The sequence below is a fragment of the Pseudomonas sp. SDO5532_S415 genome (assembly GCF_054071155.1).
In genome coordinates this window covers 1-18,237 of sequence record NZ_JBSVWS010000124.1, presented here as the reverse complement: position 1 = coordinate 18,237, position 18,237 = coordinate 1, and the positions used below count along the sequence as shown (strand labels likewise).

Sequence of the window (18,237 nt, the reverse complement as noted above, 5' to 3'; positions counted from 1 at the left end):
TTGACCGAGTTCTCTGTGGGAGCGAGCCTGCTCGCGAAGAGGTCATTCCAGACGCTGCGAAAGCTTAGGTGAAATCAATCAGCCCGGATCACGGAAGCCGGGATGGAAATCCTTCGGCACCGCCACGCTTATGCCATCGCGGGTGGCGATGTCGATGCCTTCGCTGGCGACCTCGGCCAGAAAGTCGATCTGCTCCGGGGTGATGACGTACGGCGGCAGGAAATACACCACGCTACCCAGCGGTCGAAGCAAGGCGCCGCGCTCCAGGGCGTGCTGGAATACCCTCAGACCGCGACGTTCCTGCCATGGGTAAGCCTCTTTTGTGGTTTTGTCCTTGACCATCTCGATGGCCAGCACCATCCCGGTCTGGCGCACTTCGCTGACGTTCGGGTGATCCACCAGATGCGCGGTGGAGGAGGCCATGCGCTGCGCCAGGGCCTTGTTGTTCTCGATGACGTTGTCTTCTTCGAAGATGTCCAGCGTCGCCAGTGCCGCCGCACACGCCAGCGGGTTGCCGGTGTAGCTGTGAGAGTGCAGGAAGGCGCGCAGGGTCGGGTAGTCGTCGTAAAAGGCGCTGTAGACCTCGTCGGTGGTCAGGCACGCGGCCAGTGGCAGATAACCGCCAGTCAGAGCTTTGGACAGGCAGAGGAAGTCCGGACGGATGCCGGCCTGCTCGCAGGCGAACATCGTCCCGGTGCGGCCGAAGCCTACGGCGATTTCATCGTGGATCAGGTGCACGCCATAGCGGTCGCAGGCTTCGCGCAACAGCTTGAGGTACACCGGGTGGTACATGCGCATGCCGCCGGCCCCCTGGATCAGCGGCTCGACGATCACCGCAGCCACGCTGTCGTGATTCTCGGCCAAGGTCTGTTCCATCGCCGCGAACATGTTGCGCGAGTGCTCTTCCCAGCTCATGCCCTCAGGGCGCAGGTAGCAATCCGGGCTTGGCACCTTGATGGTGTCGAGCAGCAGGGCCTTGTAGGTTTCGGTGAACAGCGGCACGTCGCCCACCGACATCGCCGCCATGGTTTCGCCGTGGTAGCTGTTGGTCAGGGTGACGAAGCGTTTCTTGTTCGGCTGGCCGCGGTTGAGCCAATAGTGAAAGCTCATTTTCAGCGCGACTTCGATGCAGGACGAGCCGTTATCGGCGTAGAAGCACCGGGTCAGGCCTTCCGGCGTCATCTTCACCAGACGCTCGGACAACTCGATCACCGGTTGATGGCTGAAACCGGCGAGGATCACGTGCTCCAGCTGATCGACCTGATCCTTGATGCGCTGGTTGATCCGCGGGTTGGCGTGGCCGAACACGTTGACCCACCAGGAACTGACGGCATCGAGGTAGCGCTTGCCTTCGAAGTCTTCCAGCCAGACGCCTTCACCGCGCTTGATCGGGATCAGCGGCAGTTGCTCGTGGTCTTTCATCTGGGTGCAGGGATGCCACAACACCGCGAGATCGCGTTCCATCCACTGTTTATTCAAGCCCATTTTCATTCTCCTCGAGGCGGTCCGTGACAGGCGCGGACATGCAATCGCGCAAGCCTATGCAATGCATCGCACGGGGACAACCCATTGTGTCGAATGAGCTACTTTGTATAGGCGGATAGACGTTGCTGGCGGGCGTCTGAAGGCTGACGTATTCTTCGCGGTTCTTGAGCCGTCTGGCTCGAAAAACCGCTATTTTCATCTGTATTTCCGGAGTTCGCTGAATGTCTGTCGGTTGGCTGCGCGCCTGTGCGCTGGTGATGTTGGGGCTGTTCAGCGTGTCTGCGCTGGCCAAGGATAAAACCGCGATCGTGATCGGCGGCGGAGTCGCAGGCCTCACGGCTGCTTATGAACTGCAAAACAAGGGCTGGCAGGTCACGCTGCTGGAAGCCAAGCCGAGCCTGGGCGGCCGTTCCGGCATGGCCACCAGCGAGTGGATCGGCAACGACAAGACCCAACCGGTCCTGAACAAATACGTATCGACCTTCAAGCTGAGCACCACGCCGGCACCTGAATTCGTGCGGACCCCGGGTTATCTGATCGACGGCGTGTATTACACCGCTGCCGATCTGACCACCAAGGAGCCGGCGACCGCCGAAGCGCTCAAGCGCTACGAAAAGACCCTGGACGACCTGGCGCGCTCGATCGAAGACCCGCAGAACCCGTCCGCCAACAGCACGCTGCATGCCCTGGACCAGATCAACGTGTCCAACTGGCTTGATCGCCTGAGCCTGCCGCCCACTGCCCGACAGCTGGTGAATCAGCAGATCCGTACCCGTTATGACGAACCGTCGCGCCTGTCGCTGCTGTACTTCGCGCAACAGAGCCGCGTTTACCGTGGTGTGGCCGACCGTGACCTGCGTGCTTCGCGTCTGGTCGGTGGCAGCCCGGTACTGGCCCAGGCCTTCGTCAAACAACTGAAAACCATCAAGACCAGCTCCCCGGTCTCTTCCATCACTCAGGACAAGGACGGCGTCACCGTCAAGGTCGGTAGCGTCGGCTATCAGGCGGACTACGTGGTACTGGCCGTGCCGTTGCGCGCCTTGAACAAGATCCAGATGACGCCGGCGCTCGACGCCCAGCACCTGGCCGCGATCAAGGGCACCAACTACGGTTGGCGCGACCAGATCATGCTGAAGTTCAAGACGCCGGTGTGGGAAAGCAAGGCGCGGATGTCTGGCGAGATCTACAGCAACACCGGGCTGGGCATGTTGTGGGTCGAGCCGGCTCTCAAGGGCGGCGCCAACGTGGTGATCAACCTGTCCGGCGACAACGCCCGGGTCATGCAGGCCTTTGGTGACAAGCAGATTGCCGACCAGGTGCTGATTCGCCTGCACGCGTTTTATCCGCAGGCACGCGGTTCGTTCACCGGTTATGAAATCCGTCGCTACAGCAACGACCCCTCGATGGGCGGCGCCTACCTGGCCTTCGGCCCGGGCCAGATCAGCAAGTACTGGCGCCTGTGGGAACGTCCGATCCAGCGTGTAGCCTTTGCCGGCGAACACACCGACACCTTGTACCCGGGCACCCTGGAAGGTGCGTTACGCACCGGTCAGCGCGCGGCCAGTCAGGTCGAAGACCTGGCAGCCGGCAAGTCGTTCGAACCGGCGAAGGCCGTTCCAGTGGCAGCCGCCGCTGCAGCCGGCGCCGTGGCGGCGAAGAAGGGCAACTTCTTCAGCAACCTGTTCGGTGGTTCGGATGACGACAAGAAACCGGAGCCGGTCAAGGCGCCTGAGCCTGTTGCTCCGCCAACTCCGGCACCTGCTCCGGCGCCAGTCGCCGCGCCGGCACCGGTCGAAGCACCGAAGCCAGCGGCACCGGTGAAGGCCGAGCCAGCCAAGAAGGCGCCGGCTAAAACCCCGGTGAAGAAGCCGGTGGCCAAGGCTGAAGTCAAAAAAGCCCCGGCCAAGGCGCCGGCGAAAAAGACTGAAGTGGCGAAGAAGCCAGCAGCGTTGACTGAGACCAAGGCTCAGTAGCGTTCAGGCGTAAAAAAAGCGCGGCCCGAGGGTCGCGCTTTTTTTTGCTCATCAAACGTGAGACATCCCGGTTTTTCCTGTGCTGTGCCCGGGAGTTGCACAATCCACGATCCCGGTCCTACACGTTTCAGTGGTTTATCAGATACTTCCCACAAAATAACCAGAACCAAATGATAGGTGGGGCCTGAACTTAAAGTCTATGCTCTGGAAAATCGGAGGGGATATGAAAACACTTTTAGCAGTAATTGTTTTGATAATGATCTCGGGATGTGTAAACGGCGCATTCGTTCTTAAAAGACACGCTCCGGAGCTGGCCCATAAATGCCATATTAATCCTTACGATCCTGATTGTTTAGACCCGCCTCCAATCTTCAAAAGCTCTTAAGTCGGCCTACGGAAATTTCCATAAAGTAATCTCCGTACCATCCGGTAGTACTCTGACCTGCCTTTCCTTTGGCTTTGGGATACGACCAGGGACGAATCCAGAGCGTGCCCAGCACAAATTTCCGTTACGCTGATCGTAAATGACCAGATTCCCGTCATCTTCAATAACCATACAGGTGTTGTACCAGAGCGACTTATCAATGCTATGAGTGCTTTCAGCAATCCACAATCGCCTTCTGGATGGATCGTAAAGAAAGCCATTGTTACTGATTACAAACATAAGTGGCTCACCCATTCTTTTCGGGTACAAAGTTTTACTATAAGGCTGATTGCCATCAGCAACCCAGACTACAGAGCCTCCATCAGTAATGACCAAATTTCCATCAGCCTGTAATACCAATTGAAATCGTCCATTCTCGGACGTGAGGTATTGTCCTGACGACATCTTTTGATTGGGAGGTAGCACCGGGCTGCCACTTGCTTGAAACGGGGTATAAGTAATAGCCATGTTCTTCACCTTGATCAGTGAGTGTTATTGAGTACTCATTCAATCAAGTTAAAAAATGGAAGTGGCTATACATATTTATCGTTTGTCAAAAAATATCTGCTGCTGATCTATCGCTTTCGCGAGCAGGCTCGCTCCCACAAGGGAGCTGATGCGAATAGGAAAACCGTGTTCCCCACAGATCCACTGTGGGAGCGAGCCTGCTCGCGAAGAGGCCTCGGCAGGCGGCAAAAATTTCCAGCCCTGCACTCACCCCCTGCCAGACTTTGGCCTTTAATCTTTCCTTAACTCAGCCATTTCAGACTCTTGATCGCATTTCTCGATATTTCAAAGCAAAATTTTCCGCTTTAATTCGATAGATAACTCGATAGTCTTTGGGCCAGCACTCACAGGATCCAGGCAATGCAGCTACGTAACTCTACTTCCCGCTATGGTTTGGTCAGCATAGTCATGCACTGGGGTGTGGCATTGGCAGTGTTCGGCCTGTTCGCGCTGGGGTTGTGGATGGTCGGTCTCGACTACTACAGCGTCTGGCGCAAAGATGCGCCGGATCTGCACAAGAGCATCGGCCTGGTGTTGCTGGGTGTGATGCTGCTGCGGGTACTGTGGCGCTTCGTCAGCCCACCGCCGCCCACCTTGACCAGCTACAGCCGCATGACGCGCCTCGGCGCCCATTTCGGCCATGGCTTCCTGTATCTCAGTCTGTTCGCTGTGATGATTGCCGGTTACCTGATTTCCACCGCCGAAGGTGTCGGGATTCCGGTGTTTGGCCTATTTGAAATCCCTGCACTGGTATCCGGACTACCGGACCAGGCAGATACCGCTGGCGTGATTCACCTCTACCTGGCGTGGGTGCTGGTAATTTTTTCCGGCCTCCATGCGTTGGCAGCATTGAAGCACCACTTTATCGATCGCGATGTGACCCTCAAGCGAATGCTGGGTCGCAAAGCCTGAAGCTCAACCTCGACTCCAAAGGAAAACAAAGTATGTTGAAAAAGACTCTGGCCGCTCTGGCAATCGGTTCCGCCCTGTTGTCCGCCGGTAACGCTATGGCCGCTGACTACGTGGTCGACAAGGAAGGACAGCACGCCTTCGTTGACTTCAAGATCAGCCACCTGGGCTACAGCTACATCACCGGTACTTTCAAGGACATTGACGGCAAGTTCAGCTTCGACGCTGCCAAGCCTGAAGCCAGCAAGATCGAGTTCAACGTGAACACCGCCAGCGTGTTCACCAACAACGCCGAGCGCGACAAGCACATCGCCAGCGGTGATTTCCTGAACGCGGGCAAGTTTGGCAAAGCCACCTTCGTGTCCACCAGCGTCAAACCCACCGGTAAAAACGCCGCCGGCAAAGACACTGCCGACGTGGCCGGTGACCTGACCATCGCAGGCGTGACCAAGCCGATCGTGGTCAAGGCAACTTTCCTGGGTGAAGGCAAGGATCCATGGGGCGGCTACCGTGCCGGCTTCGAAGGCACCACCAACCTCAAGCGTTCCGATTTCGGCAAGCAGAAAGACCTGGGTCCAGCGTCTGACGCGGTTGAACTGTACGTAACGTTTGAAGGTGTCAAAGCGAAGTAATTTTCGCGCCTGACACATAAACGCCCGCTGCTCTCACGAGCGCGGGCGTTTTTTATTGCCGTACAACAAACTCTGCCGGTATCAACAATCCCTGTGGGAGCGAGCCTGCTCGCGAAGACGGCGGTATGATCAACATGGAAATGACGGATAGACCGCTTTCGCGAGCAGGCTCGCTCCCACAGGGTTTCTCATTTGCCATAAAAAATGCCCCGGGTCTTTCGAGCCCGGGGCATTTTTCATTTCAGCGACAAATCAGCGATTGCGGGTCAGCAACGCCGGTTTTTCGCCGCGAGGGCGGCTTGGCAGTTGATCCAGCTGCTCAGGTGTCGGGAAGCGGTCGGCCTTGGACTCCTTGTGCATGATCTTCGGCGCGTTGCCCCGCGGGTTCTGCACGGCCGGTTCCGAACGGGCCTGGTCGTCACGGGCCGGACGACGATTGCGCGAGTCTTCGCGACGGGCCTGACCGTCACGTGGCGCACCGTTGCGTGGGCCGCTGCGTTTGGCTGGCGGCGTACCGGTGCTGGCGCCATCACTGTTGCGCGGACCGTTCTGACGACCCTGTGGCTTGCCGCCACGTGGAGCGCCCGAACCGGTAGCTGTACCTTGTGCCGGAGCACCCGGACGGCGGCCGCGGCCATGGGCTGGCTTCTGTTGTGGCACGTAGTCGACGCGGTTACCGAAGTTATCGATATCGTCGTCCAGGAACTCATCCGGCGCACGGTCGGCAGCGGCGCGAGGCGGCTGGCTCGGTTGACGCTGTTCACGGGCCGGGGTGCCTTCGCGCGGCTTCTGTTCACGGGCCGGGCGTTCGCCGCGACCGGAGGCGGCAGGTTTTTCCTTGCCCTTGTCCTTGCCCTTGTCTTTACGGCCGCCACCGCTGCCGTTCGGACCATCACCGCGCGGGCCACGTGGATTGCGCGGGTTGCGCATGTCCGGGCGTTCGCGGGCTTCCGGTTTTTCAGCTTCCACGGCGCTGGCATCGAAGCCCATCAGGTCGCCATCGGCGATTTTCTGCTTGGTCATGCGCTCGATGCTTTTCAGCAGTTTTTCTTCGTCCGGGGCCACCAGCGAGATCGCCTCGCCCGAACGACCGGCACGGCCGGTACGGCCGATGCGGTGCACATAATCTTCATCGACGTTCGGCAGTTCGAAGTTGACCACGTGTGGCAACTGGTCGATGTCCAGGCCGCGGGCGGCGATGTCGGTGGCGACCAGGATGCGCACACTGCCTGCCTTGAAATCGGCCAGGGCTTTGGTACGGGCGTTCTGGCTCTTGTTGCCGTGGATCGCAACAGCGCTCAGGCCATGCTTGTCCAGGTACTCGGCCAGGCGGTTGGCGCCGTGCTTGGTGCGGGTGAACACCAGCACCTGTTCCCAGGCGCCAGCGGTGATCAGATGCGCCAGCAGCGCACGCTTGTGGCTGGCGGGCAGGCGGAACACGCGCTGTTCGATGCGCTCGACCGTGGTGTTCGGCGGCGTGACTTCGATGCGTTCCGGGTTATGCAGCAGCTTGCCGGCGAGGTCGGTGATGTCTTTGGAGAACGTCGCCGAGAACAGCAGGTTCTGCCGTTTGGCCGGCAGGCGCGCCAGGACTTTCTTCACGTCATGGACAAAGCCCATGTCGAGCATGCGGTCGGCTTCGTCCAGCACGAGGATTTCAACGTGGGACAGGTCGACGCTGCCTTGGCCGGCGAGATCGAGCAGACGGCCAGGGCAGGCCACCAGCACGTCGACACCGCGGGACATGGCCTGAACCTGCGGGTTCATGCCGACGCCGCCGAAGATGCAGGCGCTGACGAATTTCAGGTCACGGGCATAGACCTTGAAGCTTTCGTGCACTTGTGCGGCGAGTTCGCGAGTGGGGGTCAGGACCAATACACGCGGTTGGCGTGGGCCGTGACGCTGGGATTTGTCCGGGTGACCGTTGGGGAACAACCGCTCCAGGATCGGAAGGGCGAAACCGCCGGTTTTACCAGTACCTGTCTGCGCCGCGACCATCAGGTCGCGACCTTGCAACACGGCGGGAATGGCCCGCTGTTGCACCGGAGTAGGCTCGGTATAGCCCGCATCTTCGATAGCGCGGACTAAAGCCTCGGAGAGACCGAGGGAAGCAAAGGACATGAGTAATCCTGTTTTAGTTAGGGCTTGGCCCAATGGGAGTCTTGCCTGGCGCGAATGGCGTTTAAGAGGACGCTATCCCGTCCGGTCCTGCCGGGTCTCGAAGGCTCGTCTGGAGCGCTCGCGCGGGCTGAAAAGCTGCGCTGTAGCGGGGTCGAGATGCCTTGAACGATTCCGGGCGTCCGGGCGTGAGCCTGGCGGGAAGGCCGGAGTATAACAGAGCAATCACTGCGCGCCGCTTTCCTGCTGCTCAACGGTTTTTGTACGGGTGGCGCTGACACTGGCGGCGCTCGCTGCATTTGTCGGGGCAGCACCGTAGCGGGCGCTCAGCTCGGCATAGGCCGGTTCGCGCTTGAAGCGCTTGAGCTCGGCACCGAAGCGCTGCACCAGCAAATCCATACCGGCATTGCGCCGCACCGCCAGAAACTGGCTCTGCTGGCTGATGATCGTGGGGTTTTCGGTAATCCTGTCGCGGATGTTCAGCTCGTCGAGCAGATGCTGGCCGACACGGCGGTCGGTGATCAGCAGGTCGATCCGTCCGCGCACCAGTTTGCCGAAGTTGGCTTCATGGCTGGGTGCCGGCTCGCGGGTGAACAACGTCGACTCCCTGAAATCCTTGCTGTAGAGGTAACCCGGCGAGGTGCCGATAGTCAGGCCGCGAAGTTCGTCGAGGGTGCGGAACGGGTGTGGTCGATCATTGGCATAGAACATCACGAACTGGACTTCCGAGAGCGGTTCGCTGGGGTAGAGCAGGGTCGCGTCGCGCTCATCGCTGTGAAAAATGTCCAGCGCGCCATCGGCCTGACCCGTTTCAAGCATCGACAGACAACGTTTCCACGGCAGGAACTGCCACTCCACTTCGATGCCCAGGCGCTTGAAGACAATCGCCGTGGTTTCGTAGTCCAGGCCCAGGGATTTGCCGTTTTCCTCATACACGTAAGGAGCCCAGGGTTCCGTGACAATGCGCAATTTCTCGCCCCGAGCGGCAAAGCTCAGGCAAGTGAAGACAAACACGGCGATTAACTGCGTGATCAAAGGCATGGGCTTGAGATTACGACGAGAAACGGGAAAGAGCCAGAAACTGGCTGCAGATGCTCTATCTCCGTGTCTTTGCGCACAATAAAAGTGCATGTGAAAACAAAAGATCGCAGTCTGCGACAGCTCCTACAGAAATTTCACATTCCAATGTAAGAGCTGCCGCAGAGTGCGATCTTTTGATCTTTCTTTGACGATTTTTAACGCGGCAACTTCAGGTTGTTCCACACCGCCAGGCTCGCTTCGGCCTGATTCAGTGTGTAGAAGTGCAATCCTGGCGCGCCACCTTGCAGCAAGCGATCGCACATCTCGGTGATGACTTGCTCGCCGAAACGCTGAATGCTTTGGGTATCGTCACCGTACGCTTCCAGTTGCTTGCGGATCCAGCGCGGGATTTCCGCACCGCAGGCGTCGGAGAAGCGTGCCAGTTTGCTGTAGTTGGTGATCGGCATGATGCCCGGCACGATCGGGAGGTTCACGCCCAGCGCCCGCACACGGTCGACAAAGTAGAAATAGCTGTCGGCGTTGAAGAAATACTGGGTGATCGCGCTGTCGGCGCCGGCGTTGGCCTTGCGCACGAAGTTGGCGATATCGTCTTCGAAGTTACGCGCTTGCGGATGCATTTCCGGGTAGGCGGCGACTTCGATGTGAAAATGATTGCCGGTCTCTTCACGAATGAATTCGACCAGGTCATTGGCGTGGCGCAACTCACCACTGGCCATACCCATGCCCGACGGCAAGTCGCCGCGCAGGGCAACAATGCGCTTGATGCCGGCCGCTTTGTACTCGGCCAGCAGGCCGCGCAAGTCGTCCTTGCTATCGCCCACGCAAGACAAGTGCGGTGCGGCAGGGATTTTCACTTCGCTTTCGAGCTGCAGCACGGTATTGAGGGTGCGATCACGGGTCGAACCGCCAGCGCCATAGGTGCAGGAGAAGAAGTCGGGGTTGTATGTGGCCAGCTGACGAGCAGTGGCGAGCAGCTTTTCATGCCCAGCATCGGTCTTCGTAGGGAAGAACTCGAAGCTGTAGCGACGATCTTGGGACATGGTCATATCCTTGGAAACAAGAGCCTTCGAGGCGCTGCTGTCCCATGTGGGAGCGAGCCTGCTCGCGAAAGCGATTTAATGGCCAGCGCAAATGTTGAATGCGATGGCCCCTTCGCGAGCAGGCTCGCTCCCACAGGGAGAGCGAACAATCAGCGCCTGTTAGTAGCGATAAGCGTGCGGCTTGAACGGGCCTTCGACGGTCACGCCGATGTAGTCGGCCTGGGTCTTGGTCAGTTGAGTCACAACGCCGCCGAAACCGCGGACCATTTCCAGGGCCACTTCTTCGTCGAGTTTCTTCGGCAGTACTTCAACCGTCAGGCGCTCGGCTTTCTGGGCTGGCGACAGGTCGGCGTACTTCTGGCCGAACAGGAAGATCTGCGCCAGAACCTGGTTGGCGAACGAACCGTCCATGATACGGCTTGGGTGGCCAGTGGCGTTGCCCAGGTTAACCAGACGGCCTTCGGCCAGCAGGATCAGGTAGTCGTCGTTCTGGGCATCGAATGCGCCAGGACCGGTACGGTGGATCTTGTGAACCTGTGGCTTCACTTCTTCCCATGCCCAGTTCTTGCGCATGAAAGCGGTGTCGATTTCGTTGTCGAAGTGACCGATGTTGCAGACAACAGCGCGTTTCTTCAGGGCCTTGAGCATGTTTGCGTCGCAAACATTGACGTTACCGGTGGTGGTCACGATCAGGTCGATCTTGCCCAGCAGCGCTTTGTCGATGCTTTCTTCGGTACCGGTGTTGATACCGTCGATGAACGGCGAAACCAGTTCGAAACCGTCCATGCAGGCTTGCATGGCGCAGATCGGGTCGACTTCGGAGACTTTTACGATCATGCCTTCCTGACGCAGGGACTGAGCGGAGCCCTTGCCCACGTCACCGTAACCGATGACCAGCGCTTGCTTGCCGGACAGCAGGTGGTCGGTACCGCGCTTGATCGCATCGTTCAGGCTGTGACGGCAGCCGTACTTGTTGTCGTTCTTGCTCTTGGTCACCGAGTCGTTGACGTTGATGGCCGGGATTTTCAGCTCGCCCTTGGCCAGCATGTCCAGCAGGCGGTGCACGCCAGTGGTGGTTTCTTCGGTCACGCCGTGAACGCGATCCAGTACCTGTGGGTACTTCTTGTGCAGCAGTTCGGTCAGGTCGCCGCCGTCGTCGAGGATCATGTTGGCATCCCAAGGCGCGCCATCCTTGAGGATGGTTTGCTCCAGGCACCACTCGTACTCCTGCTCGGTTTCACCTTTCCAGGCGAAAACCGGAATGCCGGCAGCGGCGATGGAGGCGGCAGCCTGGTCTTGAGTCGAGAAAATGTTGCAGGACGACCAGCGTACTTCGGCACCCAGGGCAACCAGGGTTTCGATCAGCACGGCAGTCTGGATGGTCATGTGGATGCAGCCGAGGATCTTCGCGCCCTTGAGCGGTTGCTCTTCGGAGTACTTGCGGCGCAGACCCATCAGGGCCGGCATTTCGGATTCGGCGATGATGGTTTCGCGACGACCCCAGGCAGCCAGGGACATGTCGGCGACTTTGTAATCGTTAAAATCTGCAGGCGTGATAACAGCGCTCATGAAGAGCCTCCATTCGTAATGTATGCGAATGGGCGCCGTTGTGCGTTTAGTGTCGGGCCGATCAAGGCCTGGCAACGCCCCATCCGAGCCTGACAGGTCCAGCCTGCTGCAGCGCCCCTCGGACAGGTGGCGGGAAAACGGTAGCAAGTTGAAGTTACCGTTTTGAAACGGGGGCGATTATAGCGGGCTATGCTGATCTTCCAAAGGGTTTCTGTCGGTCAATGTGCGAACGGTAATAGTGGCTATAGACGATGCCGAATAGAGCTCTGGCCCGGGGTCTGCCAAGATACCGTCCATCATTCGGCAAGACGCTCAGGAGTGAACATGAATTTCCACACCCGCAAATGGGTCAAGCCCGAAGACCTGAACCCCAACGGCACGCTGTTTGGCGGCAGTCTTCTGCGCTGGATCGACGAAGAAGCGGCGATCTACGCCATCGTTCAGCTGGGTAACCAGCGCGTCGTCACCAAGTACATTTCCGAAATCAACTTCGTCAGCGCTTCCCGTCAGGGCGACATTATCGAACTGGGCATCACCGCCACCGAGTTCGGCCGCACCTCGATCACCCTGACTTGCGAAGTGCGCAACAAAATCACCCGCAAAAGCATCCTGACCGTCGAGAAAATGGTGTTCGTCAACCTTGGCGAAGACGGATTGCCGGCACCGCACGGCCGGACCGAGATCAAGTACGTCACAGATCAGTTCAAGGATGATGTGCCAGTCAGCGACTGAATGCTTTTTGTGGCGAGGGAGCTTGCTCCCGCTCGGCTGCGCAGCAGTCGTAAATTTGGCGGCGGGGTCTATCTGAAACAATGGGGTAGCAGGTTCAGGAGCGCTTCGCTCCCCAACGGGAGCAAGCTCCCTCGCCACAGGGTATTGTTTCATTTGCTGGAACGGTGAACAGCTCGGTACCGCGCGGGTCGTAACTACATCGCACGCCAGCGGTTCAGGAGCGTTATGGACACTCACAAAACCGGCAAGACCCCCGACCTCTCGCCCAAAGAAAAGCACGAAGTCGAGAAAAGCCAGCCACCGCGCGCGGCGGTGCTGCACGAAATCATCCGCACCCAAGGCGATCAGGAACTGGAGCGCAGTATTGCCGCGCTGTGGTGGTCGGCCCTGGCTGCCGGCTTGACCATGGGCCTGTCTTTGATGGCCATGGGGCTGCTCAATTCCCGCCTGCCGGACGACGAAGGTTTCAAGGTGATCGCCAGTTTCGGCTACTGCGCCGGGTTTCTTGCGGTGATCCTCGCCCGCCAGCAACTGTTCACCGAAAACACCCTGACGGCCGTGTTGCCGATCATGAGCAAGCCCACGCTGGGCAACTTTGGTCGATTGCTCCGGCTGTGGTCAGTCGTGTTGTTCGGAAATCTTTGCGGGACCCTGCTGGTGGCCTACGTCATGCTGGAGTTGCCGATTTTCGACAGCAAGACCGACGTGGCCTTCCTCGACATCGGTCGCAAGGTCATGGAAAACCACCCCAGCCAGATGTTCGCCAAGGGCATTATTTCCGGCTGGATGATCGCCACCATGGTCTGGATGATCCCATCCATGGAGAGCGCCAAGATGTGGATCATCATCCTCATCACCTACTTCATGGCGCTGGGGGATTTCACCCACATCGTGGTCGGTTCGCTGGAGGTCTCGTACCTGGTGTTTGCCGGCGAACTGCCTTGGAAGGATTTCTGGCTGGTGTTCGCCGGTCCCACGCTGGTGGGGAACATCATCGGTGGCAGCTTCATCTTCGCGTTGATCAGCCATGCACAAATTCGCAGTGAGAGCGGGCCGCCAAAAAACACAGCGGATCAGGGCGAGGAGCCCGACCCGCAAAAGATCAAAAAATAGTCGGTTTCAGCTTGGGGCATTAACCGCAGCTACGCCACGGCGTTGCAGGTAGATGAAAAACAGCGCGGTCAGCACTGTGAGGCCGCTGACCAGCGCGCCCGTCCAGGGCAAGTCCGCCAGATCCGCGCCGCTGGCCACCACCAATCCGCCAATCCATGCGCCCGCTGCGTTGCCGAGGTTGAATGCGCTCTGGTTCAGGGTCGATCCCAGGTTTGGCGCTTCGTGGGCCTGATCGATGATCAGCAATTGCAGGATCGGGCACAACGCGAAAGCAAAAATCCCCCACAGCACCAGGGTAATCGCCGCCGGAATCACCGAGTGGCTGGTCTGGCTGAAGGTGGCCAACACCAGCACCACGGCCAGTGCCATGCCGACCAGCGACGGCAACAGGCGACTGTCGGCCAGGCGGCCACCGAGCATGCTGCCCGCCGTCAAGCCCACCCCGAACAACAGCAACATGATTGTCACGCCATGGGGGCTCACGCCAGTGATGTCCTGCAGGATCGGTGCGATGTAGGTGAATACGCTGAACAGGCTGGTCGAGGCCAGCACACTCATGCCCAGCGCCAGCAGCACGTTGACCTTGCCCAAAACCTTGAACTCGCTGGCGAGGTTGGCCTTGTCCATCGCAATGTCCTTCGGCAACCAGATCCATTGCGCAATGGCGGCGATCACACCGATCACCGACACCGCCCAGAACGTCGAGCGCCAGCCGGCGTATTGCCCAAGTGCGGTGCCCAGTGGCACGCCCAGCACGTTGGCCAGGGTCAGGCCGGTGAACATCATCGCAATCGCCTGAGCCCGTTTGTTCGGCGCCACCAGCCCGGCGGCGACCACCGAGCCGATGCCGAAAAACGCACCGTGGCATAGCGCGGTCACCACTCGGGCGGCCATCAGCGTGGCGTAGTTCGGGGCCAGGGCGCAGAGCATGTTGCCGAGGATGAACATCAGCGTCATGCCCAATAATGTGGCTTTGCGCGGCATATTGGCGGTGCCGACCGCGAGGATCGGCGCGCCGAACACCACGCCCAGGGCGTACCCGGTGATCAGCAGGCCGGCATGAGGAATGCTCACCGCGAGGTCGCGGGCAACATCGGGCAGCAGACCCATGATGACGAATTCAGTGGTGCCGATGCCGAACGCGGCAACAGCGAGGGCAAGCAAAGCGAGTGGCATGCGCAAGGTCTCTGTCGGTAGTCTTGACGCTGTGATCAGGCATACGCATGCCGAAGACCGTTCTCGACGAGAGCGGGCAAGGGCGGATGTTATTGGAATTAGTCTGTGCGCAACTGAGTGCGGCGTGGTCGCTTGCAGTATAAACAGCTGCTGACATATCGCGAATCAATTCTGTGGGGGCGGGCCTGCTCGCGATGGATATCAACGATGACGCGTGTTTTCAGGATATACGCGTTGTTCTGAGGTTTTTCGCGAGCGAGCTCGCTCCTACATGGGATGCGGGAAAACAAAAAGGAGTGTGCCGTGCTTGCGACGGCTCTGGTGTTGGTGGCGGCGCTGTTGCATGCGGCGTGGAATACCCTGATCAAATTCAGCGCTGAGCGCCTGTTGGTGGTGGCCTGCATGGACAGCGTGGCGATGCTTTTTGTCGCGCTGATGTTGCCTTTCGTGGAGCTGCCGCCCGTTGAAATCTGGCCCTGGATTCTGGCTTCCGCGGCATTCGAGTTGCTCTATCGCTATCTGTTGATCCAGGCCTACCGGGTCGGTGACCTCGGGCTGGTCTATCCGTTGATGCGCGGGTTGTCACCCCTGGTGGTGCTGGCGCTGACGCTGATCTTCGCCGGGGAAGCGCTGACCCATCAGCAGATCTTCGGGATTCTCCTGATCCCGCTTGGCATGCTGTGCCTGCTTTGGCAGGGCGGAGGCGGTGCGCGCCTGCCCTGGTCGATGTTGCCGGTGGTGGCGCTGATCGGCCTGTGCATCGGTTGCTACACCTACATCGACGGTCAGGCGCTGCGGCGCTGGTCGCATCCGCTGGACTATCTGGTCTGGGTGACGCTGCTCAGCGCCTGGCCATTCCCGTTGCTGGCCTGGGTGCGAAAGCGGCCGGCGTTCAGGTTGTTCTGGCGTGAGCAGTGGCGTTTGGGGCTGGCGGTCGGGTTCTGCGTGTTGTTCAGCTACGCTTTGGTGCTGTGGGCCATGCAGCTGGGCTCGATTGCCGAAGCGGCGGCGTTGCGCGAGATCAGTGTGATTCTGGTGGTGCTGTTCGGCATGCGTTACCTGAAAGAACCTTTTGGCAGGCCACGGCTACTGGCCTGTGGACTGGTGCTGATCGGCATGCTGGTGATGAAATTCTGACGGCTCTGTAACGTGAAGAAGGGACTGCTTTATGACGGTTGCTCTGTGGTGCATTTTGATTGCGATTTTCCTGCCGTATGTATGTGTGGGTGTGGCCAAGATCAGCGGCGGGTTCAGGTTGAGACACAACCATGACCCCCGGGGTTTTCTCGATTCGCTGGAAGGATTGGGCAGGCGCGCAAATGCGGCGCAACTGAACAGCTTTGAAGTGACCCCGGCGTTCGCCGCGGCGGTGATCGTGGCTCACCTGGCCGGTAATGCGGAATTGGTGACGATCAACGTGCTGTCGGTGTTGTTCATCACTAGCCGGCTGCTGTACATCATTTTTTATCTAACGGATCTGGCGACGTTGCGGTCGTTGATGTGGTTTGTGGGGATGGGGTTGATTGTGGCGTTTTTTGTTGTGTCGGCCTGAATCTTTATTGCCGATAAGGACCCTTCGCGAGCGGGCTCGCTCCCACAGTGGATCTTCATTGAACACAAATCTTGTGTTCGGCAATGAACCCCTGTGGGAGCGAGCCTGCTCGCGAAAGCTATCTGATGGCCAACGCTTGACTCAGGGCTTGGTCTTTTCTGCATCAGCCACCTGGGGCACTTGCGGCAGCGCCGCGCCCTTAGGCCACAGCATCCAGATCTGCCCCTGTTGCTTCATGTCCCCGGCCAGTTGCCCGGCCGCATCGCCCGTGCCCCAGAACAGATCTGCGCGAACCTCGCCGGCAATTGCGCCACCCGTGTCCTGCGCCGCCACCGGTCGAACCAATGCGGTGCCATCCGGTTTGGTGGTGGATAGCCACAACAGGCTGCCCAGCGGAATGACCTTGCGATCCACCGCTGCGCTGTAACCCGCCGTCAACGGCACATTCAACGAGCCGCGAGGCCCTTCGTTGCTGTCGGGGTTGCGGGTGAAAAACACATAACTTGGATTGCTGCCGAGCAGTTCCGGAATGCGCGACGGATTGGCCTTGGCCCAGGCGCTGATCGTGCCCATGGTCACGTCCTCTTTCTTCAGTTCGCCTTGCTCCACCAGCCAGCGTCCGATCGGTCGATACGGGTGGCCGTTCTGGTCGGCGTAAGCGATGCGCAACTGGCGACCGCTGTCGAGCTGGATACGACCCGAACCCTGGATCTGCAGGAACTGCAGGTTCATCGGATCAGTCAGCCAGGCCACCACCGGTGCCTTGACCCCCTTGGTTTCAATCGTTGCCGCATCGTCGTATGGCTTGAGTACGCGGCCTTCGAGCCGGCCGCGCAGGCGTTTGCCTTTGAGTTCCGGGTAGATGCTGTCCAGGGCAACGATGATCATGTCGTCGGGCACGCCATACACCGGGATGTTCGCCGTTGCCGTCTGGGTCAGGCTGCCGGGGTAGACCGGTTCGTAGTAACCGGTGATCAAACCGTTGGGGTTGTCATTGGCGGCACGCAGGCCATAGACATCGAGGTTCTGCTTGAGAAAGCCACGAATCTCGCCGGCGGTTTGCGGTACGTTGGCGGCTGCTGCGCAGGTGGTACCCCAGACCGGGTCGGCCTTGAGTCGTGTGCAGGCGCTGCGCCACGAGCCGAAGCCAGCAACCAGGTCATTGTCGGAAACTGCCGGCAGCGCCTCCCACGTGGCGCTGGAGTAGGTGGCCAAGGCGTGGGTTTTCGGTTGTTGTTTGTCGCCACCGGTGCAGCCTGCGAGCAGGGCCACCATTGGCAGGGTCCAGGCCAGGCTGCAATGCCATGCCTTGATACGGCTGTTCATGGAGTAATTCCTTTGCCGGTTGCCTGAGTGCTGCATGCGCTCATGCAACCCGTATTGATAATAGGGCTATTGGTGTTTGCCGATGACGCGAGGATACTGGCCGCCGTTTCCTGTGACCTGAAGCTGCCATGACTCTTAAAAGACTTACTGTTGTATTGCTGGCCTGTTTGACGTTGTCCGCCTGCGGCGGGGTCGATCCGAATTCGCCACTGGGTCAGCGCAAGGCCATTTTCAAGCAAATGCTCAAGACCGGCGAAGACCTGGGGGGCATGTTGCGTGGCCGTATTCCGTTCGATGGCCCGAAATTCGCTGACGGCGCGGTGAAACTTGACGCGTTGTCCCGTGAACCCTGGAAGCATTTCCCGCAGGTGCGTGAAGAAGACCACACCAGTGCCAAAAGCGATGTCTGGCAACAGCAGGAGCGCTTTCAGGAAATGGCCCGCACCCTTGAAGCCGCTACCGGCGAACTGGTGATCGCCAGCCAGGTTCAGCCCTACAAGGCCAGCAACCTGGGGCCGGCGGTGCAGAAGGTCGAAGACGCCTGTAGTGCGTGTCATAAAGAATTTCGGGATCATTGATTGGCGGTGCCGGGTCTGACGCCTTCGCGAGCAGGCTCGCTCCCACAGTTAATCGCATTCCC

The 18,237-nt window shown here is 59.3% G+C and carries 16 protein-coding genes and 1 riboswitch; of the genes, 8 read left to right on the top strand and 8 right to left on the bottom strand.

Translation table 11 applies throughout. The features are described from left to right. Positions 1-78: 78 nt before the first annotated feature. On the bottom strand, positions 79-1,485 hold the full coding sequence (locus ACW9HW_RS22095) for an adenosylmethionine--8-amino-7-oxononanoate transaminase (protein WP_095195998.1): 1,407 nt from the start codon (positions 1,483-1,485) through the stop codon (positions 79-81). Positions 1,486-1,706: 221 nt separating this feature from the next. Between ACW9HW_RS22095 and ACW9HW_RS22090 the strand changes: the two genes are divergently transcribed. Then, positions 1,707-3,458: a flavin monoamine oxidase family protein gene (locus tag ACW9HW_RS22090; protein WP_457401750.1), complete on the top strand. Its 1,752-nt coding sequence runs from the start codon at positions 1,707-1,709 to the stop codon at positions 3,456-3,458. Between the two features lie 391 nt (positions 3,459-3,849). On the opposite strand, the gene ACW9HW_RS22085 is transcribed toward ACW9HW_RS22090, so the two are convergent. Beyond that, on the bottom strand, positions 3,850-4,350 hold the full coding sequence (locus ACW9HW_RS22085) for a hypothetical protein (RefSeq protein WP_457401749.1): 501 nt from the start codon (positions 4,348-4,350) through the stop codon (positions 3,850-3,852). A gap of 399 nt (positions 4,351-4,749) precedes the next feature. Between ACW9HW_RS22085 and ACW9HW_RS22080 the strand changes: the two genes are divergently transcribed. Together ACW9HW_RS22080 and ACW9HW_RS22075 are read left to right on the top strand one after the other, a co-directional pair. Then, positions 4,750-5,301 carry a cytochrome b gene (locus ACW9HW_RS22080; RefSeq protein ID WP_457401748.1) on the top strand — a complete coding sequence of 184 codons (552 nt, stop codon included), beginning with the start codon at positions 4,750-4,752 and terminating at the stop codon, positions 5,299-5,301. 32 nt (positions 5,302-5,333) lie between these two features. Next, positions 5,334-5,930, top strand: coding sequence for a YceI family protein (locus ACW9HW_RS22075; protein ID WP_095195994.1), 597 nt, complete (start codon positions 5,334-5,336; stop codon positions 5,928-5,930). 252 nt (positions 5,931-6,182) lie between these two features. Here ACW9HW_RS22075 and ACW9HW_RS22070 read toward each other — a convergent pair whose 3' ends face one another. From ACW9HW_RS22070 to ahcY, 4 genes are all read right to left on the bottom strand, one after another. After that, a complete protein-coding gene (locus ACW9HW_RS22070) occupies positions 6,183-8,051 on the bottom strand; it encodes a DEAD/DEAH box helicase (RefSeq protein ID WP_457401747.1) in 1,869 nt (622 codons plus the stop codon). 222 nt (positions 8,052-8,273) lie between these two features. Next, positions 8,274-9,089 carry a substrate-binding periplasmic protein gene (locus ACW9HW_RS22065; protein ID WP_457401746.1) on the bottom strand — a complete coding sequence of 272 codons (816 nt, stop codon included), beginning with the start codon at positions 9,087-9,089 and terminating at the stop codon, positions 8,274-8,276. Between the two features lie 194 nt (positions 9,090-9,283). Then, positions 9,284-10,129 carry a methylenetetrahydrofolate reductase [NAD(P)H] gene (gene metF, locus ACW9HW_RS22060; protein WP_095195991.1) on the bottom strand — a complete coding sequence of 282 codons (846 nt, stop codon included), beginning with the start codon at positions 10,127-10,129 and terminating at the stop codon, positions 9,284-9,286. Positions 10,130-10,288: 159 nt separating this feature from the next. Continuing rightward, complete coding sequence (gene ahcY, locus ACW9HW_RS22055) at positions 10,289-11,698, bottom strand: adenosylhomocysteinase (RefSeq protein ID WP_095195990.1); 1,410 nt, start codon at positions 11,696-11,698, stop codon at positions 10,289-10,291. 23 nt (positions 11,699-11,721) lie between these two features. Continuing rightward, positions 11,722-11,824: riboswitch (S-adenosyl-L-homocysteine riboswitch) on the bottom strand. A gap of 198 nt (positions 11,825-12,022) precedes the next feature. Here ahcY and ACW9HW_RS22050 point away from each other — a divergent pair. Both ACW9HW_RS22050 and ACW9HW_RS22045 read left to right on the top strand, forming a co-directional pair. Beyond that, positions 12,023-12,430 carry an acyl-CoA thioesterase gene (locus ACW9HW_RS22050; RefSeq protein WP_457401745.1) on the top strand — a complete coding sequence of 136 codons (408 nt, stop codon included), beginning with the start codon at positions 12,023-12,025 and terminating at the stop codon, positions 12,428-12,430. Positions 12,431-12,655: 225 nt separating this feature from the next. Continuing rightward, positions 12,656-13,543, top strand: coding sequence for a formate/nitrite transporter family protein (locus ACW9HW_RS22045; protein WP_095195989.1), 888 nt, complete (start codon positions 12,656-12,658; stop codon positions 13,541-13,543). Between the two features lie 6 nt (positions 13,544-13,549). Here the strand turns inward: ACW9HW_RS22045 and ACW9HW_RS22040 are convergent, their stop codons facing one another. Continuing rightward, positions 13,550-14,719 carry an MFS transporter gene (locus ACW9HW_RS22040; protein ID WP_095195988.1) on the bottom strand — a complete coding sequence of 390 codons (1,170 nt, stop codon included), beginning with the start codon at positions 14,717-14,719 and terminating at the stop codon, positions 13,550-13,552. A 303-nt stretch (positions 14,720-15,022) separates the two neighbouring features. Between ACW9HW_RS22040 and ACW9HW_RS22035 the strand changes: the two genes are divergently transcribed. Both ACW9HW_RS22035 and ACW9HW_RS22030 read left to right on the top strand, forming a co-directional pair. Continuing rightward, positions 15,023-15,856, top strand: coding sequence for an EamA family transporter (locus ACW9HW_RS22035; RefSeq protein WP_457401744.1), 834 nt, complete (start codon positions 15,023-15,025; stop codon positions 15,854-15,856). Between the two features lie 31 nt (positions 15,857-15,887). After that, positions 15,888-16,271 carry an MAPEG family protein gene (locus tag ACW9HW_RS22030; protein WP_095195986.1) on the top strand — a complete coding sequence of 128 codons (384 nt, stop codon included), beginning with the start codon at positions 15,888-15,890 and terminating at the stop codon, positions 16,269-16,271. A 141-nt stretch (positions 16,272-16,412) separates the two neighbouring features. Here the strand turns inward: ACW9HW_RS22030 and mltA are convergent, their stop codons facing one another. Then, positions 16,413-17,597, bottom strand: coding sequence for a murein transglycosylase A (mltA, locus tag ACW9HW_RS22025; protein WP_457401743.1), 1,185 nt, complete (start codon positions 17,595-17,597; stop codon positions 16,413-16,415). A 128-nt stretch (positions 17,598-17,725) separates the two neighbouring features. On the opposite strand from mltA, the gene ACW9HW_RS22020 reads away from it, so the two are divergent. Then, entirely contained in the window at positions 17,726-18,175 is a 450-nt protein-coding gene (locus ACW9HW_RS22020; protein ID WP_457401742.1) for a c-type cytochrome, read from the top strand. The last annotated feature ends 62 nt before the right edge of the window (positions 18,176-18,237 follow it).